This window comes from Parahaliea maris, from assembly GCF_008064665.1.
Classification (GTDB): domain Bacteria; phylum Pseudomonadota; class Gammaproteobacteria; order Pseudomonadales; family Halieaceae; genus Parahaliea; species Parahaliea maris.
The window spans coordinates 820,515-838,779 of the sequence record NZ_VRZA01000002.1; the positions used below are offsets into that span (position 1 = coordinate 820,515).

Annotated in this window: 13 protein-coding genes; 7 read left to right on the plus strand and 6 right to left on the minus strand. The window is 61.0% G+C overall.

Going from position 1 to position 18,265, the window contains the following annotated elements:
• The first annotated feature begins 190 nt into the window (after window positions 1–190).
• The gene (locus FV139_RS07985) at window positions 191–934 is read left to right on the plus strand and encodes an IclR family transcriptional regulator domain-containing protein (protein ID WP_148067830.1); all 744 of its coding nucleotides are present in this window, start codon (window positions 191–193) and stop codon (window positions 932–934) included.
• A 72-nt stretch (window positions 935–1,006) separates the two neighbouring features.
• On the opposite strand, the gene FV139_RS07990 is transcribed toward FV139_RS07985, so the two are convergent.
• Entirely contained in the window at window positions 1,007–2,974 is a 1,968-nt protein-coding gene (locus FV139_RS07990) for a TonB-dependent receptor (protein ID WP_148067832.1), read from the minus strand.
• Window positions 2,975–3,346: 372 nt separating this feature from the next.
• On the opposite strand from FV139_RS07990, the gene FV139_RS07995 reads away from it, so the two are divergent.
• The 4 genes from FV139_RS07995 (at window position 3,347) to FV139_RS08010 (ending at window position 9,287) form a co-directional block, all read left to right on the plus strand.
• On the plus strand, window positions 3,347–4,633 hold the full coding sequence (locus tag FV139_RS07995; protein WP_148067834.1) for an MFS transporter: 1,287 nt from the start codon (window positions 3,347–3,349) through the stop codon (window positions 4,631–4,633).
• A gap of 247 nt (window positions 4,634–4,880) precedes the next feature.
• Window positions 4,881–5,585: a TetR/AcrR family transcriptional regulator gene (locus FV139_RS08000; RefSeq protein ID WP_148067836.1), complete on the plus strand. Its 705-nt coding sequence runs from the start codon at window positions 4,881–4,883 to the stop codon at window positions 5,583–5,585.
• A 96-nt stretch (window positions 5,586–5,681) separates the two neighbouring features.
• Complete coding sequence (acuI, locus tag FV139_RS08005; protein ID WP_148067838.1) at window positions 5,682–6,665, plus strand: acrylyl-CoA reductase (NADPH); 984 nt, start codon at window positions 5,682–5,684, stop codon at window positions 6,663–6,665.
• A 387-nt stretch (window positions 6,666–7,052) separates the two neighbouring features.
• Window positions 7,053–9,287, plus strand: a complete 2,235-nt coding sequence (locus tag FV139_RS08010; RefSeq protein ID WP_148067839.1) for an NADP-dependent isocitrate dehydrogenase — start codon at window positions 7,053–7,055, stop codon at window positions 9,285–9,287.
• An 83-nt stretch (window positions 9,288–9,370) separates the two neighbouring features.
• Here the strand turns inward: FV139_RS08010 and FV139_RS08015 are convergent, their stop codons facing one another.
• The 3 genes from FV139_RS08015 to FV139_RS08025 all read right to left on the minus strand — a co-directional run bounded on the left by FV139_RS08015 (window position 9,371) and on the right by FV139_RS08025 (window position 12,760).
• Window positions 9,371–10,549, minus strand: coding sequence for a cation:proton antiporter domain-containing protein (locus FV139_RS08015; RefSeq protein ID WP_148067841.1), 1,179 nt, complete (start codon window positions 10,547–10,549; stop codon window positions 9,371–9,373).
• Window positions 10,550–10,641: 92 nt separating this feature from the next.
• Window positions 10,642–11,112: a DUF934 domain-containing protein gene (locus FV139_RS08020; RefSeq protein ID WP_148067843.1), complete on the minus strand. Its 471-nt coding sequence runs from the start codon at window positions 11,110–11,112 to the stop codon at window positions 10,642–10,644.
• Window positions 11,096–12,760, minus strand: a complete 1,665-nt coding sequence (locus tag FV139_RS08025) for a nitrite/sulfite reductase (protein WP_148067844.1) — start codon at window positions 12,758–12,760, stop codon at window positions 11,096–11,098. Before FV139_RS08025 ends, FV139_RS08020 begins: the two co-directional genes overlap by 17 nt.
• A gap of 220 nt (window positions 12,761–12,980) precedes the next feature.
• On the opposite strand from FV139_RS08025, the gene FV139_RS21125 reads away from it, so the two are divergent.
• Complete coding sequence (locus tag FV139_RS21125; RefSeq protein WP_213004053.1) at window positions 12,981–13,094, plus strand: methionine synthase; 114 nt, start codon at window positions 12,981–12,983, stop codon at window positions 13,092–13,094.
• 27 nt (window positions 13,095–13,121) lie between these two features.
• On the opposite strand, the gene FV139_RS08030 is transcribed toward FV139_RS21125, so the two are convergent.
• Window positions 13,122–13,343, minus strand: coding sequence for a DUF2970 domain-containing protein (locus FV139_RS08030; RefSeq protein ID WP_148067846.1), 222 nt, complete (start codon window positions 13,341–13,343; stop codon window positions 13,122–13,124).
• Between the two features lie 11 nt (window positions 13,344–13,354).
• On the minus strand, window positions 13,355–17,041 hold the full coding sequence (gene metH / locus FV139_RS08035; protein ID WP_148067848.1) for a methionine synthase: 3,687 nt from the start codon (window positions 17,039–17,041) through the stop codon (window positions 13,355–13,357).
• Window positions 17,042–17,230: 189 nt separating this feature from the next.
• On the opposite strand from metH, the gene nfuA reads away from it, so the two are divergent.
• On the plus strand, window positions 17,231–17,806 hold the full coding sequence (gene nfuA / locus FV139_RS08040) for a Fe-S biogenesis protein NfuA (protein WP_148067850.1): 576 nt from the start codon (window positions 17,231–17,233) through the stop codon (window positions 17,804–17,806).
• Window positions 17,807–18,265: the final 459 nt, after the last annotated feature.

Here is an 18,265-nt window from a genome sequence, read left to right on the forward strand (position 1 = left end):
GTTTCGACCACTCTCCACCCCCGCCGCGTCCTGCGGGCTATCCCTGCCATTGTACCGAAGCATTGTCCCCCCTTGTCCGGAGCGGCCCCGAGGATGTTTGCATAATAGTCTTATAGATATATCATTAAGTATAATTGGGGCAGTTTTTAGGCCGTTCCATGCAACGAAACCCATTACCTGGCACACGAACATGATACGGTCAGTAAGCCGCGCACTGGACATCCTTGAACTACTCAATCGGCGAGATAGCATTACCGCCCTGGAACTTGCCCGAGAACTTGCGGCGCCGAGGGCGACGATCTACCGAATTCTGGAAACGCTTGTCGCCAAGGGATTCATCTATCAACATGAATCGGACAACCAGTTTCGCCTCGCACAGGGAGTGACAAGCCTGAGTCGCGGTTATACCTGTGAATTGCAACTGGCGAGTGTTGCCAAGCCGCTGATGAAGGGCCTGACAGAGCGCCTGGCGTGGCCCCTATCGCTAGCGGTCATCTCCGGCAGCGATCTTGTTGTTATCGAAAACACAGACCGGTTCAGTCCGCTGGCAGTCGAGAAATTCAACGTCGGCCACCGAATGCCCGTGCTGCGGACCGCATCCGGGCTCTGTCTCCTGGCCTTCAGCGATGCAAAGCGGCGAGCAGAGACCTTGAGCCTGGTTGGACAAGCATCAGACAACGCTGACAATGTTCTGCAAAGCAGGTTGCATACCATTCGAGAGCGAGGGTTCGCCCGACAGCAGAGATCCCGGGGGCGGGTAAAAATCACGGCCGTATCGGTGCCTGTGAGCGGGGAGGAAGGCCGCAAACGGGCTGCATTGACGCTGCGTTTTACAGAACCCGCTGTATCCAGGGAAATCCTTGAAAAGGCCATCATTCCGGCCATGCTACACACCGCTGCGGAAATATCGGCTGAGTCCGGTGCTGTGACCTGATAGCCGCGGTTTCACGGAACGAAAACGGGGCCATCGGGCCCCGTTCTCATGCCAGTGTGGCAAAAGTCTGTTTCAGAAGGCGTAGCGGACGTCCACAGACCAGGTTCGGGGCATGTTTGGAATCCCGGTCGGCCGGATGACATTCAGCCCTTTGACGTACACGTCTTCCTCGAGCAGGTTTTTACCCGTGAGTGCAGCGCGCCACTGGCCATTGGCTGTCTCATAGAACAACCCGGCGTCCATCAGGGTGGCCGCTTCGGCTTTGACCGCCGGGGCGTTGACGATGTCGTTGTAGTAGTCGCTGCGGTAAGACACGTGACCCATGAGGCCCCAATGACCGGAACCGCCGGCGATTTCATTGCTGTATTCAAAGCCCATGTTGGCCGTCACTTCGGAAACCCGGTTCATCCGGAAGTCCTTGCTGATGACAGAACCGCTATCGATGTTGCTGTATTCGTCCCATTGCCGGGTGAATGCGGCCGTCAATTCCAGATTGTCCGTAGGCAGGAAGACGAATTCAGCCTCCAGACCGATCAGCCGTGCATCGGCGATATTGCGAATGGTTGTGGAGCCGCTGGCGGAGGTGTTAAGCCCCTGGAGGTCGGAGAAGTCGTTCAGGAACAGGTTTACGTTCGCCCTCAGGAGGCCGTCCATCAGGTCGGATTTCACGCCGAACTCGTAGGCCCAGACGGTCTCGGGTCCAAAGCCGGTCGCCAGTGCTTCCGGGTTGAGTGAAGCCAGCCCGTTAAAGCTGCCGGCCCTGAATCCCCGTGAGATGCTGAGGAACGAGAATACGTCCTCGCTCAGCTGGTAGTCGACCACGAACCTCGGTGTAATGGCGTCGCCGGTATTACTGCTCGCCAACGGTACTGCAACCGTGATATCACCAGCGGTCGCCATGGCGCCATCCAGCGTTTTCTCATCGTCGGTCCAGCGTATGCCGGCAGTGAGGGACAGGCGATCGTCGATCGCGTAGGTGCCTTCGGCAAAGACCGCGTAACTCTCGGTGTCGATATCGAGAACAGTGGGCGCGCGCTGGGAGTAGAAGACCACGTCGGAAATCGTCTGGTAAGCCTCTTCCTGAAAGAGGGAAGCGCCGACAATCCAGTCCAGTGACGATCCAAAGGCCGTCCCGCTCAGGTGAAACTCCTGGTTCCAGTCTTCCACTTCACTGGCAATGGTGCGGTTGAGGAGCCCGACGCCGGTGAGGTCAAATGCAGACGACTCATCGAGGTCGTGGTAGCCGGTGATGGACCTGAGTGTGACGCCACTGTCGAACTCGTAAGACAGGTCAGCAGACACGCGCAGTTGCTCGTTGCTGCCGAAAGTGTCGAACGGGGAGTGCACATCGCGGAAGTCCCCGGTGGTCGACTTCAGGCTGTCGGGATCGCGTTCCACGGCCTCCCCACCATCGTTTTCCTCTTCAGACGCGGCGACGGAGAGGGTGCCAGACAAGGGACCGGCGGTTTGTAGAGCGAGCTTGCCATTCAGTGCCCAGACCTCACGATTGCCGCGATCTTCGTCCAAGGCGGTGTTTTCATACCAGTCCCCGCTTTCGCGGTAGAGCCCGGAAACCGAGGCAGCCAGAACATCTTCCAGCACCGGAAACTGGATATAGCCCCGGGTGTTGAAGGCGTCAAAGCTACCGAAGCCGCCGGCAATGTTGCCGGCCAGAGAGCCGTCGGGGGACTTGGTAACGTATTTAATGGCGCCGGTCATGGAATTGCGGCCGTACAGTGTCCCCTGTGGCCCACGTAGCACCTCTACCCGCTGCAGCTCCAGTGCCTCTATGTTTGCGACACTCAAACGCGACATATAGACATCGTCGATATACACACCGACGCCGGATTCAGAGGTGATGATGGCCCCGCTCTGGTCCCCCGCGCCGCGGAGATAGAGGTCGACCTTCCCGGGGGCGCCAACGCCCTGCTGAATAGTGAGCGACGGGACGAATTTCTCCAGTTCGCTTGCCTCCACGATCTGGAATTTTTCCAGCGCCGATTCTCCAAAGGCCGAGATGGTGACGGGAGTGGACTGCATATTCGTCTCCCGTCGTTGGGAGGTCACTACGACTTCCTCAATGGCACGTTCTGTACCGCTCTGGGCGACGGCAACCTGGCTTGCAGTGAGCGAAGCGAAAATGGCGTTGCCGATCAACAGAGATGTTAAGGTCGTTGTTTTGTGAGATTGCACTATATGTTTCCCCTTTGGTGCGAGCGGTGTGGATAGAAATTGCGGGAAAACATACCATCGAAAGAAATCGCCAATGACGGCTTTTTCAAACCTGTCTCAATAGTGGGCGTCGCCAACTCAGTACTCGACTTTGGATCGCACTGCGTTAACGTAGAACGCCCCGGTGTCGGGGCGATCCAGTACACGCTGTGGCAACCCCATGATTCGGAAGGACCCTCAATGTCAGTAGAACGCACTGCATCAATGCCTGGATCAGCGTCGTCGGTGCAGGAGTTCAGGCGCGGATACCGGCCCCTGATCGCTTCTATGGTGGGGGCCGGTTGCGGCATCTCGTCCGTGTGCTTCTACACCAACAGTGTGTTCGTTGCCGCTATCGACAGCGATATGCCGTGGTCAAGAGGGGAAATCCAGGTCGGGATCAGCATCATGATCCTGGCTGCGGTGTTTACCGCCCCGCTGGTCGGAGGGCTGATCGACCGTTTCGGTGCCAGGGCGGTTGCTCTCACTTCGGTGCCGCTGTTTGCCCTGAGCCTCGTCGGCCTTTCCTTTACCAGCGACCAGTTGTGGACCTTCTACGCCGGGTGGGTGGTGATGTCTGTCCTGGCAGCGGGTACGCTTCCCATTACCTGGACGAAGGTGGTGAACGAGTGGTTTGACCAGTCCCGGGGATTGGCGTTGGGGCTGACCCTGATGGGCACAGGAATCGCAGCAGCGATTGCGCCGGGTTATGCAGCCTGGCTAATCGAGCAGTTCGGCTGGCGCAGCGCCTATGCCTGGCTCGGCGTCACTATTTTTGCCATTGCTTTCGCCCCCATCTTTTTTCTTTTCTTTGAATCTGGCAGGGTGCCCGCAGTCAATGAAGACCCGTTGACACCGCCAGAGGAGGCGTCCGGTCACTCGGGGCTGAGCCTTGGGACGGCGCTGCGCGGATACCGGCTGTGGGCACTCTGTATTGCCCTGCTGTGCGTTGCTGTCGGTATCTCCGGCGTCATCACGAACCTGGTGCCCATCCTCACCGACCGGGGCCTGAGCGTTGTCGATGCGGCCCGGTACGCCGGTCTCGTCGGTGTCAGCGTCATTGTCGGGCGATTACTGGCGGGATTCCTCATGGACCGCATCTGGGCACCTGCGGTGGCAGCGTTGTTCCTGGGCATGCCGCTGTTAGCGGCCATTCTGCTCAAATTGCCAGTCATCAATGAGTCGCAAATCATCTGCGCGGCCCTCATTATCGGTCTCGCAGCGGGCGCTGAACTCGATATCATGGCGTTTCTCATCAGCCGCTACTTTGGCCTCGCCCACTACGGTGCGCTGTACGGCTTCCTTTACGTCTTTTTCTCGATTGGCGCCGGCTGCGCCCCGATGCTCTTCGGCTGGGCTTACGACGCCTCGGGTAACTATGACCTGACGCTGACCGGCGTTGCCGTGCTGTCGATCACAGGGGCGGCGCTCATCCTCGCCCTGGGCAGATATCCAGGGGCTACCACTCGCCCCGCCGAAAGCGCTTGAGCGAGCCGCCCGAGGCACGCGTCTCAGGCCCCAAAACGGAGGAATGCTGGCGCGATCATCAGCAGTTGGTTATCTGGCTGCGACCGCCATGGGGCCATCCGGCAGCCAGCTAGCTGAAATGCGGGGTTTGTCCGGTGGCCGGGTGGCATTTTTGCGAGACTTCCCAGGGAGGATTTTGCTCATGCTGGCTCATGTTATAGTTGCCGCCAAAAAATAGAGAGGACCACAGCTTTGTAGGGGAGCATCCATGCCAACAATGCAAAAAGCACCGCGGCGTAAACGGGATCCGCAGTCCACCCGTATTGCCATTCTCGAGGCCGCCAAGACGGTACTGGCAAAAGACGGTTCAGAGGGCCTGAGTGTGTCGAGCGTGGCACAACTGGCGGGGGTCAACCGGGGCACTGCCTACCAGCACTTCAACGCCAAGGAAGAACTGGTGCGCGCTACCCTGGAGTGGGTCAGTCAGCAATTGCTGGTCGCGGTTTTCGAGGACGGTGGCCTGGGCGGCGAGGGCGCGAGTTCTCGGCCCGACATCGACCTGGCCCACCTCCCGGGAGTGATCAACGGAATGGCGGAGTTCAACCTGCGGCTCTCCCTGTATGCGGTCGAGAACCCCGAGATCGGGCGCATCTGGCTCTATGATGTACTGTCCCGACAGAATCCCCGCGAGGACGTTTTCTACAAGCGCTTCGAGCAGTCCATGCAGAACTTTGCCGACAGTGATGCCAGCGAAAAGGACATCGACGTGCAGGCTCTGGCCGTGCTCATGCTGACCGGATATTTCCTCTGGCCGGTGTGGGTGGAGTCTCACGCCAAGAGTAAAAAAGCCCGGCAAAAAATGGCCGAGCGGTACGCGGCGGAGGTCCTGCGGGTGTCCATGCATGGTGTTATCCATGCCGACGGTTACGCTATTCTGCAGTCCTTCCTGGAGAAAAACCTGAACAAATCCTGACAGACTCAGCCGCGCCCGCCCCCGGCGAGGGAGAGGCCCTCACCACGACTGCTGACTGAATCGCATTAGCCATTGATCACAAGGAGTATTTTCCCCATGTTTTCCGCCATCCTGATCGACAAGAACGACGAAGGCCAGACCGTGGCCGTGACTGAGCTCGACGAGGCTCAATTGCCCGAGGGCGATGTCACTATCGACGTGGAATATTCCACGATGAACTTCAAGGACGGCCTGGCCATCACTGGCAGTTCTCCTGTCGTTCGCAAATTTCCCATGGTGCCGGGCATCGATCTGGCGGGCGTGGTCACAGAGAGTTCACACAGTGACTGGCAAGCCGGCGACCGGGTGGTGCTCAACGGCTGGGGTGTCGGTGAAACCCACTGGGGCGGCCTTGCCCAGAAAGCCCGCCTGAACGGCGACTGGCTGGTCGCCCTGCCGGAAGCCTTCAACAGCCGCCAGGCCATGGCCATTGGTACCGCCGGCTACACGGCCAGTCTCTGCGTGGAGGCACTGGTGCAGCACGGGGTGAAACCGGAACAGGGTGAGGTGCTGGTGACCGGTGCCACCGGGGGAGTGGGCAGCGTCGCCATTGCACTCCTGAAAGCTGCCGGGTTCACAGTGGTTGCCGCTACTGGCAAGGCCTTCGAGGAACCTTACCTGAAGTCCCTCGGGGCCGCCGCTATCATCGACCGGGCGGAGCTGGCCGAGCGCGGCAAGCCCCTGCAGAAAGAACGCTGGGCCGGGGTTGTGGATGCCCTGGGCAGCCAGACCCTGGCCAATGCCTGCGCCCAGACCCGTTACGGCGGCGCTGTCGCCGCCTGTGGCCTGGCCCAGGGCGCGGACCTGCCGGCAACGGTGATGCCATTCATTCTACGCGGCGTGGCCCTGCTCGGTATCGACAGCGTGATGGCGCCGAAAGCGCCGCGCGTCGCCGCCTGGGAGCGCCTGGCCAGGAATCTCGACCCTGCGTCACTGGATGTGATCGCCAGGGAAATTACGCTCGCCGATGCCATCGGCACCGCCACCGAATTGATGGAAGGCACCCTGCGCGGCCGCGTGGTGATCGACGTCAACCGGTAATTCACTCGCACAGGGCGGCACCCTGTTTTACAGCGTGGTGCCCCGTGCGTCTGGCTGACCGACCCGGCCCGGATCTACCGTAATAATGTCGACGGGCTCATCAACCAGCCCTCGACGTCCAGTGCGGTCCACTGGCGGGCCTGCGGCCGTAAACCTGTCCGTGCCGCTCCGCTCCCCGGGTGAAATCGACTGCAACCGGCGCCCGTTTTCCGGTACAATGTCGCGCCTTCCAAAAACTACAAAGTAGGAACCGCGCACAGATCCTGCAGCGTTTGCCTCCCCAGGACTTGTTCGCAGATCCCTGAACAACAGGCTCAGCGGGGTGACCCAAGGTCGCCTTAATCGAGTATTGCCGGTCCTATCGGCCATCTACTATTTGGGAAAAGAATGACGACATCAACTCAGAAGATTATCTACACCATTACCGATGAAGCACCTGCGCTGGCGACCCACTCCCTGTTGCCGATCATCCGCTCCTTTGCCGCCGCTGCCGGCATCGAAGTTGACACCAGTGACATTTCGGTCGCGGCTCGTGTCCTCGCCGCTTTCCCCGAGCGCCTGAGTGAAGAGCAGCGGGTTCCGGATGCTCTTGCCGAGCTGGGCGAGCTGACCCAGAGCCCCGACGCCAACATCATCAAGCTCCCCAACATCAGCGCCTCAGTACCCCAGCTGCGGGCTGCCATCGCGGAGCTGCAGTCCCAGGGATACGACGTGCCGGAGTACGTGGAAGACCCTAAAACCGACGAAGACAAAGAGAACAAGGCCCGCTACAGCAAAATCCTTGGCAGCGCGGTCAACCCGGTTCTGCGGGAAGGCAACTCCGACCGCCGCGCCCCCGCTGCGGTGAAAGCCTTCGTTCGCAAGTATCCGCACTCCATGGGTGCATGGAGCAAGGCGTCCCAGTCCCACGCCGACTACATGAAAGGCGGCGATTTCTTCTCCAGCGAGCAGTCCATCACCATGCCCGAGGCCGGCGCCGTACGCATCGAGTTCGTGGGCAAGGACGGTAGCGTGGAAGTCCGGAAAGAGCTGGCGCTGCAGAAGGGCGAAGTACTCGACAGCATGTTCATGAGCGCCAATAAGCTGCGCGACTTCTTCGAAGGCACCCTGAACGATTGCAAGGCGACCGGCGTGATGTGGTCCCTGCACGTGAAGGCGACCATGATGAAAATCTCCCACCCGATCGTGTTCGGCCACGCTGTGACGGTCTACTACAAAGACCTGTTCGACAAGTGGGGCGAGACTTTCGACCAGATCGGTGTGAACCCGAATAACGGCCTGTCCAGCGTCTACGACAAGATCAAGCAGCTGCCTGAGTCCCAGCAGGAAGAGATCCTGCAGGACATCCACGACTGCTACGCCGAGCGTCCGGAAATGGCCATGGTCGATTCCGTCAAGGGCATCACCAACCTGCACGTGCCCAGCGACGTGATCGTGGACGCCTCCATGCCGGCGATGATCCGTAACTCCGGCCAGATGTGGGGCCGCGATGGCAAGCAGAAGGACACCAAGGCAGTGATGCCGGAGTCCACCTACGCCCGCATTTACCAGGAAGTGATCAACTTCTGCAAAACCAACGGCGCCTTCGACCCGACCACCATGGGCACCATCCCCAATGTCGGCCTGATGGCCCAGAAAGCCGAAGAGTACGGATCTCACGACAAGACCTTCGAAATGACCGCCGACGGCACCATGCGCGTTGTCGATGCCGCCAGCGGTGATGTGCTGATGCAGCACGATGTGGAAGAGGGTGACATCTGGCGCGCCTGCCAGACCAAGGATGCCCCCATCCGCGACTGGGTCAAGCTGGCCGTCACCCGGGCCCGCAACTCCGATACTCCGGCCATCTTCTGGCTGGACCCGGAGCGCGCCCACGACATGCAGCTGAAAGCCAAGGTTGAGGAATATCTGATCGACCACGACCTGGCGGGCCTCGACATCCGCATCATGGGCTACAACAACGCGATCCGCGAATCCATGGAGCGCGCCATCCGCGGCCAGGATACCATCTCCGTCACCGGTAACGTGCTGCGGGACTACCTGACCGACCTGTTCCCGATCATGGAGCTGGGCACCTCTGCCAAGATGCTGTCGATCGTGCCCCTGATGGCCGGTGGCGGCATGTACGAAACCGGCGCCGGCGGCTCTGCGCCGAAACACGTACAACAGCTGGTCGAAGAGAACCACCTGCGTTGGGACTCCCTCGGTGAGTTCCTGGCTCTGGCGGCCTCTCTTGAAGACATGGGTATGAAGTACGACAACCCGAGTGCCCGGCTCCTGGGGCAGGCGCTGGACAAGGCGACCGGCCACATCCTGGAAAACAACAAGTCACCGTCCCGCAAGGTCGGTGAACTGGACAACCGGGGCAGCCACTTCTACCTCGCGATGTACTGGGCGCAGGAACTCGCCAGCCAGTCGGACAATCCGGCCCTGGCGGACGTGTTCAAGCCGCTGGCGGAGCAGATGGCAGCCAATGAGCAGAAGATTGTCGATGAGCTGAACGCGGTTCAGGGCGCGCCTGTCGATATCGGCGGCTACTACCACGCCGACCCGGCCAAGGCTTCGGTCGCGATGCGTCCGAGCGCTACGCTGAACGGTCTGCTGGACTCGCTGTCGGTTTAATCGACATCGGCTGGCTTGCCTGCCGAGCGTAATGAAAAACCGGCCTCTTAGGGGGCCGGTTTTTTTTCAAAAGGTGAAAATACTCAGTCCCGCCGCAGCCGATCCGAAATGGCGATGGGAGTAGGGTAATTCAGCACCACAATATACGACGATGCCAACAGCGTAATGATGGTCGTCGCCTGGATCAGCAGAGAGGCGCTCTGGCCAATCAACCCGTTGGCGATGGCGACATAGGCAATCAACAGCGAGAACTCACTGGCCTGCCCGAGCCGAAAGCCCAGGTCCCAGGCCAGTACCCGCTTCTCACTCATCCCCTTGAGCAGAAAGCGGTAGACCACCGGCTTGATCCCGAGGACCAGCGCCGAAAGCAGGAGCGCTGGCACCAGGACACTGCCCAGCAGGGCCAGCTCGAAGCGGGCCCCGACCGAGAAGAAAAACAGGATCAGGAAAAAATCCCGCAGCGGTTTCAGGTTGACCGCAATGTACTGGGAGATCGGGCTGGTGGCGATAGTGATGCCGGCCAGGAAGGCGCCTATCTCGGCAGACAGGCCCATCAGCTCTGCCACCTCGGCCACACCCAGGCACCAGCCCAGGGCCACCAGGAAAATGTACTCGTGGAAGCGGTCAAAGCGGGTGATCAGTTTCAACAGGACGAAGCGCACCAGCAGCCAGGCGCCTGCACCAAGCAGCGGCAGGGCCAGGAAGGGCAGGAGGATTTCCCACAACATGGCCTCTTCGCTGGCGTCGCCACCGGCGGTGCCAAGGAGCATCAGGGTGATGATCGCGAGCAAGTCCTGCAGCAGCAGCAGGCCGATCATGAGCTCGCCAATGTGGCGATGGTGGAGGATGGTGGTTGGCAGGAGTTTGATACCAATGATGGTTGAGGAAAACATCATGGCCGCGCCAATCACCAGTGACTCCAGCATTCCGAAACCGAAGAGGTAGGCCACGGAAAAGCCCATCAGGGCAAAGATGGCGGAACTGGCAAGCCCTACCACGGTGGACTTGCGCAGGGTGGCGAACAGCGCACTGGGCTGCATGTCCAGCCCCAGCAGGAACAGCAGGAAAATAATACCGACATGGCCGATATCAGACAGCAGCTTGAGGTCGGTCACCATCGACAGGCCATAGGGGCCGATCGCCGCGCCCAGGGCGATATAGGCAATGATCAGCGGCTGACGGGTGTACAGCGCTATCGACGCAAACACCGCTGCGCCGGTAAAAATCAGGAAAAATGAAAAGGTGATGCTGCCGCCGTCCATACCACTGCCTTCCCCATGGGCCTGCGGCTAGTGTACTGGACGGCTGGAGGCGGGGACAGGGACTGCCCCCGGGATTTTGCTACAACGCGGCCTCAGGCGCGCCGGCGAAACAGCGGCAGGGGCTGGTCGATGGCGGCCTGGTAGTGCTCGCTGAAGTCGCCAAGGCTGGCCACGGCCTCTTCCAGTTGGGACTCGTCGGCGAGCTGGAACGCGTCGAAACCACAGCGGCTGAGGTAGTGGAGCTGGTCGCGGATAAAGCCGCCCACTGCGCGCAACTCGCCGCGGTAGCCGCGCTCGCGCAATTCCCGGGCATAGGAGAAACCTCGGCCATCGGTGAACACCGGGAAGTTGACGGCGACCAGGGCCAGTTCATCGAGATGGGGTAGGAGGGCCTCCACGCCATCGCCGGGCTCCAGTTGCACCGCGCTGTCCTGTTTGTCGCCCAGGGCTTCCCATTGGCTCAGGGTGGCGATACTGCCTGGCCCCGCCGCGTCGGCGTCGGGGTTTGCGGCCTGCCACTGCTCGTCGCTGAGAACGGCACCGTTTTTAATCAGCCTTGGCATAGACGCGCTCCTTGAAGGGATCGATGCCCACACGGCGGTAGGTGTCGAGGAAGGTTTCTTCCTCGCCGCGCAGGTCGACATAGGTGTTGAGAATTTTTGCCATCACATCGGGCATGTCTTCCTGCTTGAACGACGGGCCCAGGATCTTGCCGAGAGAGGCGTCTTTCGCCTGGCTGCCGCCCAGGGAGACTTGGTAGAACTCCTGGCCTTTCTTGTCCACCCCGAGAATGCCGATATGGCCGATATGGTGGTGACCACAGGCGTTCATGCAGCCGCTGATATTGAGCTCCAGCGGCCCGAGGTCGTAGACGTAGTCCATGTCGTCGAAGCGGGCCTGGATGGCCTCTGCGACGGGGATGGACTTGGCGTTGGCCAGCGAGCAGTAATCGCCGCCGGGGCAGCAGATCACGTCCGTCAGGTAGCCGATGTTAGCGGTAGCGAGCCCCGCCTTCTGCAGGCTCTGCCACAGGGGGTAGAGGTCCTGCTGGCGCACATCAGCCAATACCATGTTCTGCTGGTGGGTACTGCGTATCTCACCGAAGCTGTACTGGTCGGCCAGATCGGCCAGCAGTTCCAGCTGGACGTCGGTGATATCACCCGGTGCCTGGCCGGTCTGTTTCAGGGAGACTGTGACCGCCTGGTAGCCGGGTACCCGGTGCGCCACCGTGTTGCGCTTGAGCCAGTTACCGAAGATCGGCTCAGCTGTTGCCTGCGCCTGCAGGGCGGATTCGCTGGCCGCTCCGTCAATGGTCCCGTAGGCAGGGTCGGTGAAGAAGCTTTTTGCGCGGGCAATTTCTTCCCCGGTCAGGGTGCTGGGGCCATCCTTCAGGGCTGCCCATTCTTTCTCGACGGCTTCGCGGAAGGCCTCGATACCCATGGCCTTGACCAGGATCTTGATGCGCGCCTTGAACTTGTTGTCGCGACGCCCGTGCTGGTTGTACACCCGCAAAATCGCTTCGAGGTAGGTCAGCAGGTGTTGTTTATCCAGCCATTCGTTGACCACCGAGCCGATGACGGGGGTGCGACCCAGGCCGCCGCCGGCAAGGACCTTGAAGCCGATCTCGCCGCTGGCATTGGGCACCAGTTCGATACCGATATCGTGGGCGTGAATGGCGGCGCGGTCCTCTTCCGATGCGCACACGGCGATCTTGAACTTGCGCGGCAGGAAGGCAAATTCCGGGTGGAATGTGCTCCACTGGCGAATGATTTCACAGTAGGGGCGGGGGTCTTCCAGTTCATCCCGGGCGACCCCGGCGAACTGGTCGGTAGTGGTATTGCGAATGCAGTTGCCGCTGGTCTGGACCGCGTGCATCTGCACGCTGGCCAGTTCCTCGAGGATGTCCGGCACCTCTTCCAGCAACGGCCAGTTGAGCTGGATATTCTGGCGGGTGCTGATATGGGCGTAGCCCTTGTCGTACTGACGGGTGATGTGGGCTACCTTGCGCAGCTGCTTCGAATTGAGCAGGCCATAGGGCACGGCGATGCGCATCATGGGCGCCAGGCGCTGTACGTACAGCCCGTTCTGCAGGCGCAGGGGCAGGAACTGCTCCTCAGTGATCTTGCCAGCGAGATAGCGCTGGGTCTGGTCGCGGAACTGCGCGACGCGCTCATCGATGATGCGCTGGTCGTATTCGTCGTAAACGTACATCAGGTGGGTCCTGTCCCCGCTGGCTGGTTCGCGTAGGGGCGCTACCATACCAGAAAAGTTTGTGGGTTAAATATGCCTTCTTTTCATAAGGTTAGAACCGGCGAGAGAGGTCCCCTGGGGCTTCGTGCCGGGGCCGCTTCCCAACGGTCGATGCATTGCTATAATGGCCGCTCGAGTCTGTCTGACCGAGTCTGTTTCTGGCCATTAATAAGGAGTCACAATGTCAGGTCCTTCCCAGCAATCCGACGGCAGCGCCGACGCCATCGCCGCTACCGCCATTATCAGCATTGTCGTATTCAGCCTGTACCTCTGGCTCGGTGGCATGCCTCACTGAAGTCCCGCTGCCCGGCGCCGGCCCCTGTCAGTGGCCGGCGTTTTTCAGCACCATCTGCACAACAAAGAACACGGTACCGATAAACAGCAGGGTGAAAATGATCCCCGCCGCCACAAAAATACCGAGCCGGCCCTGCTTGAAGTCGCGCTCGCGATTGCGGCTACTCTGAACCCCGAACCCCGCGGCAAATACCGAACTGATCACCTGCCAGGGGCTCAGTTTTTCCTTTTTCTGCTGCTCGTCGTCCATCGTGTCCTCTCTCAGGCGTTGAGGTTTGGCGCCAGCCAGCGCGCCATCTCGCTTTCGTCCACTCCCTTGCGCTCCGCAATGCTTTGCACCTGGTCGCGACCGATTTTGCCCACCGCGAAGTAACGTGAATCGGGGTGAGAAAAGTACCAGCCGCTGACGGAGCTGGCGGGGAGCATGGCGAAGCTCTCCGACAGTTCGACCCCGGTGTTGGCGGTCGCGTCCAGCAGGCGGAACAGGGTGTCCTTCTCCGTGTGGTCGGGGCAGGCGGGATAGCCGGGAGCCGGCCGGATGCCACGATAGCGCTCGCGGATCAGCGCTTCATTATCCAGCGCTTCGTCGGGCTGGTAGCCCCAGAGTTCGGTGCGCACCCGGCGATGCATGTACTCCGCCAGGGCTTCCGCCAACCGGTCTGCCAGCGCCCGCAACAGGATGCTGTTGTAATCGTCGTGAGCCTCGTTGTAGGCCTGCACCCGCTCGGCTACACCGTGGCCCGTGGTCACGCAGAATCCACCGACATAGTCCGCGCAGCCGCTGTCCTCAGGGGCAATGTAATCTGACAGGCAGAAGTTGGCCTCGCCACTGGGCTTTTCCATCTGCTGGCGCAGGTGGTGGAGGGTGTCCAGTTCCTCCTGCCGTGACTCGTCCTTGTACAGCACGATATCGTCGCCGCGGCGCTGGGCGGGCCAGAAGCCGATGGCGGCACGGGCGTCCAGCCACTTTTCCTCGATGATGCGGCCCAGCATGGCCTGGGCGTCGGCAAACAGGTCCCGCGCCTGGGCGCCGACCTTGTCGTCCTCGAGGATGGCGGGGTACTTGCCGGCCAGTTCCCAGGAAATGAAGAACGGGGTCCAGTCGATAACCTCGACAAGCGCCTCGATCGGCACATCGAACACCCGGGTGCCGGTGAAGGTGGGCGTCGGCGGGGTGTAGTTGTCCCAGTCGAGCTGCGGCGCATTGGCGGCAGCTTCCGCGTAGGGCAGGGTGCGGGTGCGGGGCTGGCGGTTCGCCACCCGCTCGCGCACGGTGTCGTACTCTTCTTTCAGCGCGGCGACGTATTTCGCCTTGCCGTCGCCGAGCAATTGTGTGGCCACCGACACGCTGCGCGACGCGTCGGGTACGTACACGACCTGGTCATTTTTGTAATGCGGTTCGATCTTCACCGCCGTGTGGGCCTTGGAGGTCGTGGCACCGCCGATCATCAGCGGGACCTGGAAGCCCTCGCGCTGCATTTCGCTGGCGACATGAACCATCTCGTCCAGCGACGGCGTGATCAGGCCAGACAGGCCAATCAGGTCGACGTTTTCTTCCTTCGCGACACGCAGGATCTCCTCGCAGTGCACCATCACCCCGAGGTCGATGACCTCGAAGTTGTTGCACTGCAGGACCACACCGACGATGTTCTTGCCGATGTCGTGTACGTCACCCTTGACCGTGGCCATGAGGATCTTGCCGTTGCTCTGGTTACCGTCGGATTTCTCGGCTTCGATGTAGGGCTGCAGATAGGCCACCGCCTGCTTCATCACCCGGGCACTCTTCACCACCTGGGGCAGGAACATCTTGCCATCGCCGAACAGGTCGCCGACCACGTTCATGCCGTCCATCAGCGGCCCTTCGATCACCTCGATAGGGCGGTCGAACGCCTGCCGGGCTTCCTCGGCATCTTCGATGATGTAGGTATTGATGCCTTTCACCAGCGCGTATTCAATCCGCTTGGCGACGGGCTCCTCGCGCCAGCTCAGGTCTTCCTTGCGCGCACCACCGCCACCGCTGTCGCGATATCTCTCGGCCAGGTCCAGCAGGCGTTCGGTGCCGTCCTCCCGGCGGTTGAGGATGACGTCCTCCACCGCATCCCGCAGTTCCGGGGGCAGTTCGTCGTAGACCGCCAGCTGGCCGGCGTTGACGATACCCATGTCCATACCGGCGCGAATCGCGTGAAACAGGAAGACCGAGTGAATCGCCTCGCGCACCGCGTTGTTCCCGCGGAAGGAGAACGACACATTGGAAACGCCGCCGGACACCAGTGCGCCGGGCAGGTTTTCCTTGATAAAGCGGGTACCCTCGATGAAATCGACGGCGTAGTTGTTGTGTTCCTCGATGCCCGTGGCCACCGCAAAGATGTTGGGGTCGAAGATGATGTCGTTCGGGTTGAAGCCGACGTCATTGACCAGCAGGTCGTAGCTGCGCCGGCAGATCTGCTTGCGGCGCTCGAGGTTGTCGGCCTGACCGTCCTCGTCGAAGGCCATCACCACCACCGCAGCGCCGTAGCGACGGCACAGGCGGGCCTGTTCCAGGAACTCGGCTTCCCCGGCCTTGAGGCTGATGGAGTTCACCACCGGTTTGCCCTGGATGCACTTGAGGCCGGCCTCTATCACCTCCCACTTGGAGGAGTCCACCATGATCGGGACCCGGGAGATGTCCGGCTCGGAGGCCACCAGGTTGAGGAAGGTCACCATGGCTTCCTCGGCATCCAGCATGCCTTCGTCCATGTTGATGTCGATGACCTGGGCGCCGTCTTCCACCTGGGTGCGTGCGACGTTCAGTGCCGTCTCGTAGTCACCTTCCAGAATCAGGCGCTTGAAGGCGGCGGAACCGGTGACGTTGCAGCGCTCGCCCACGTTCACGAACAGGCTGTCGGCGGTGATGTTGAAGGGCTCCAGGCCCGACAGGCGACAGGCCGCCGCCGGGTGCGGCAGGGGGCGGGGCGCCAGGCCATCGACGGCCTTGGCGATTGCCGCGATATGGCCCGGTGTGGTGCCGCAACAGCCACCCGCCAGGTTGAGCATGCCGCGCTCCGCAAAGCCGCGGAAATCCTCGAACATGTCCTCCGGGGTTTCATCGTATTCGCCGAAGGCATTGGGCAGGCCGGCGTTGAGGTGGGCGCTGAAGTAGCATTCCGCCGCACTCGAAAGTTCTTCAAGAAATGGGCGTATCTCTTTGAATCGACGGCCACAATTGCTTCCGACAATCAAGGGGTTAGCGTGGGCAATGGCATTCCAGAAGGCCTCCGGGCTCTGTCCGGAAAGCACCCGGCCGCTGGTGTCGGGGAAGGTCACCGAAATCATCAGCGGCAGCTCGACGCCCAGTTCCTCTAACACCCCCTGCACCGCGAAAATCGCCGCCTTGGCATTCAGGGTGTCGAAGATGGTTTCGATCATCAGCAGATCGACCCCGCCCTCGATCAGGCCCCGGGTGGCCTCGCTGTAGTCGCGCACCAGTTCATCGAAGCGGATGTTGCGGGCGCCCGGGTCGTTGACATCCGGTGAGATGGAGGCGGTCCGCGGGGTCGGGCCAAGCACGCCCGCTACGTAGCGGGGCTTGTCGGGGGTTTCCGCGGTCATTTCATCGGCCACTTCCCGGGCGATGCGGGCGCCGGCCAGGTTCAGTTCAACCGCCAGTGCGCCGAGGTCGTAATCGCCCTGGGCCACGGCGGTGCTGTTGAAGGTGTTGGTCTCGATGATGTCGGCGCCGGCATCGAGGAATTCCCGGTGCAGGCGCTTGATAACCCCCGGCTGTGTCAGCGACAGCAGGTCGTTATTGCCCTTGAGGTCACCGGCGTGGTCGGCAAAGCGCTCGCCCCGGTAGTCCGCCTCGGTCAAGCCCTGCGCCTGAATCATGGTACCCATAGCGCCGTCCAGCACCAGAATACGCTCGTTCAGGGCCCGCTCGATGGCGGAGGGGGAGGGCTTGTCAGTGGGCATCGTTCCGTCCTGCTGTCTCTGTCGTTGTTAACCCGCGCCGGCTGCCTTGCGGCCAGCGGGCGCGTATTCTATCAGAACCACCGTGGCAAGGCCGTTCAAATTCAAAGACTTCTCGAAGATAGCTAGAGAGAGTGCTAGAATACCTGACCGTTTTACTCGGAATCACGTTTTACCGGAACCGAACACGCTATGGTCACCATCACCGAATCTGCCCAGGACTACCTCGCCGAGCTGCTCTCCAAGCAGGAAGACGCCCTCGGCGTCAGGGTTTTCATCAACCAGCCCGGCACCCCCCGGGCGGAAACCTGCATTGCCTACTGCCGTGACGGCGATGTGGAGGAGGGTGACGAACAGCACCCCTTCGAGAAGTTCACTGCCTGGTTCGACGGCCGCAGCCTGCCCTACCTGGAAGATGCCCTGGTGGACTACGCCAAGGACCGCATGGGCGGCCAGCTCACGATCAAGGCCCCCAACGCGAAGCTGCCTCGTGTCGACGAGAACAGTCCCCTCGAGGACCGCATCAATTATGTGCTGTACAACGAGGTGAACCCGGCTCTGGCAGCCCACGGTGGTGAGGTGAGCCTGGTGGAGGTCACTGAGGACAATTACGCGATCCTGAAATTCGGCGGTGGCTGCCAGGGTTGTGGCATGGTGGACCAGACGTTGAAAGGCGGTGTCGAGAAGACGCTGCTGGAGCAGTTGCCGATGCTGGCGGGTGTGCGGGATATGACCGACCACACTGATCGGTCGAACGCGTATATGTGATCGGTGAGTTCAATCAGGCTACCGCGAACACAGGTTATAGCTCTTCTGTTGAGCGCTTAAGTAGCTTTCATCTAACTGCTTTAACACGATTCATGCTCAGTGGCGGCTTGGAATGCCGGTGGCCCTTCCGCGAACCGCCAAAAAGCAGACGTCCATGTCAGGCTTCTATGCGCACATCCATGTGCGCATAGATTCGCTACAGGGCCACCGACATTCCAACCCTTCAGTTCCGCCTGAGACGATATTCCCGGCCACCGGGCAAACCCGTTAGCAACTTGTTTGTCTCTACAAAACGCTCTGGGCTGTTCGCCGCGCAGATTTCCTGATTCGAGGGGGAGGTGGGCCGGGCTTAATAGCCAGGTCCGAAGGCTTGGTGCCCCGATAGTCCCGGAGCAAATCTAGGCGTCCATGGACGGACGCCTAGAAGCCTGACATGGATGTCCGCTTTTTGGCGGTTTG

Coding starts and splice junctions, on each gene's coding strand:
- FV139_RS07985 (WP_148067830.1), top strand. CDS start 191: ATGATACGGTCAGTAAGCCGCGCACTGGACATCCTTGAACTACTCAAT.
- FV139_RS08010 (WP_148067839.1), top strand. CDS start 7,053: ATGACGACATCAACTCAGAAGATTATCTACACCATTACCGATGAAGCA.
- FV139_RS08025 (WP_148067844.1), bottom strand. CDS start 12,760: ATGTACGTTTACGACGAATACGACCAGCGCATCATCGATGAGCGCGTC.
- acuI (WP_148067838.1), top strand. CDS start 5,682: ATGTTTTCCGCCATCCTGATCGACAAGAACGACGAAGGCCAGACCGTG.
- FV139_RS08015 (WP_148067841.1), bottom strand. CDS start 10,549: ATGGACGGCGGCAGCATCACCTTTTCATTTTTCCTGATTTTTACCGGC.
- FV139_RS21125 (WP_213004053.1), top strand. CDS start 12,981: ATGTCAGGTCCTTCCCAGCAATCCGACGGCAGCGCCGACGCCATCGCC.
- FV139_RS08000 (WP_148067836.1), top strand. CDS start 4,881: ATGCCAACAATGCAAAAAGCACCGCGGCGTAAACGGGATCCGCAGTCC.
- FV139_RS07990 (WP_148067832.1), bottom strand. CDS start 2,974: ATGCAGTCCACTCCCGTCACCATCTCGGCCTTTGGAGAATCGGCGCTG.
- FV139_RS07995 (WP_148067834.1), top strand. CDS start 3,347: ATGTCAGTAGAACGCACTGCATCAATGCCTGGATCAGCGTCGTCGGTG.
- FV139_RS08020 (WP_148067843.1), bottom strand. CDS start 11,112: ATGCCAAGGCTGATTAAAAACGGTGCCGTTCTCAGCGACGAGCAGTGG.
- FV139_RS08030 (WP_148067846.1), bottom strand. CDS start 13,343: ATGGACGACGAGCAGCAGAAAAAGGAAAAACTGAGCCCCTGGCAGGTG.
- nfuA (WP_148067850.1), top strand. CDS start 17,231: ATGGTCACCATCACCGAATCTGCCCAGGACTACCTCGCCGAGCTGCTC.
- metH (WP_148067848.1), bottom strand. CDS start 17,041: ATGCCCACTGACAAGCCCTCCCCCTCCGCCATCGAGCGGGCCCTGAAC.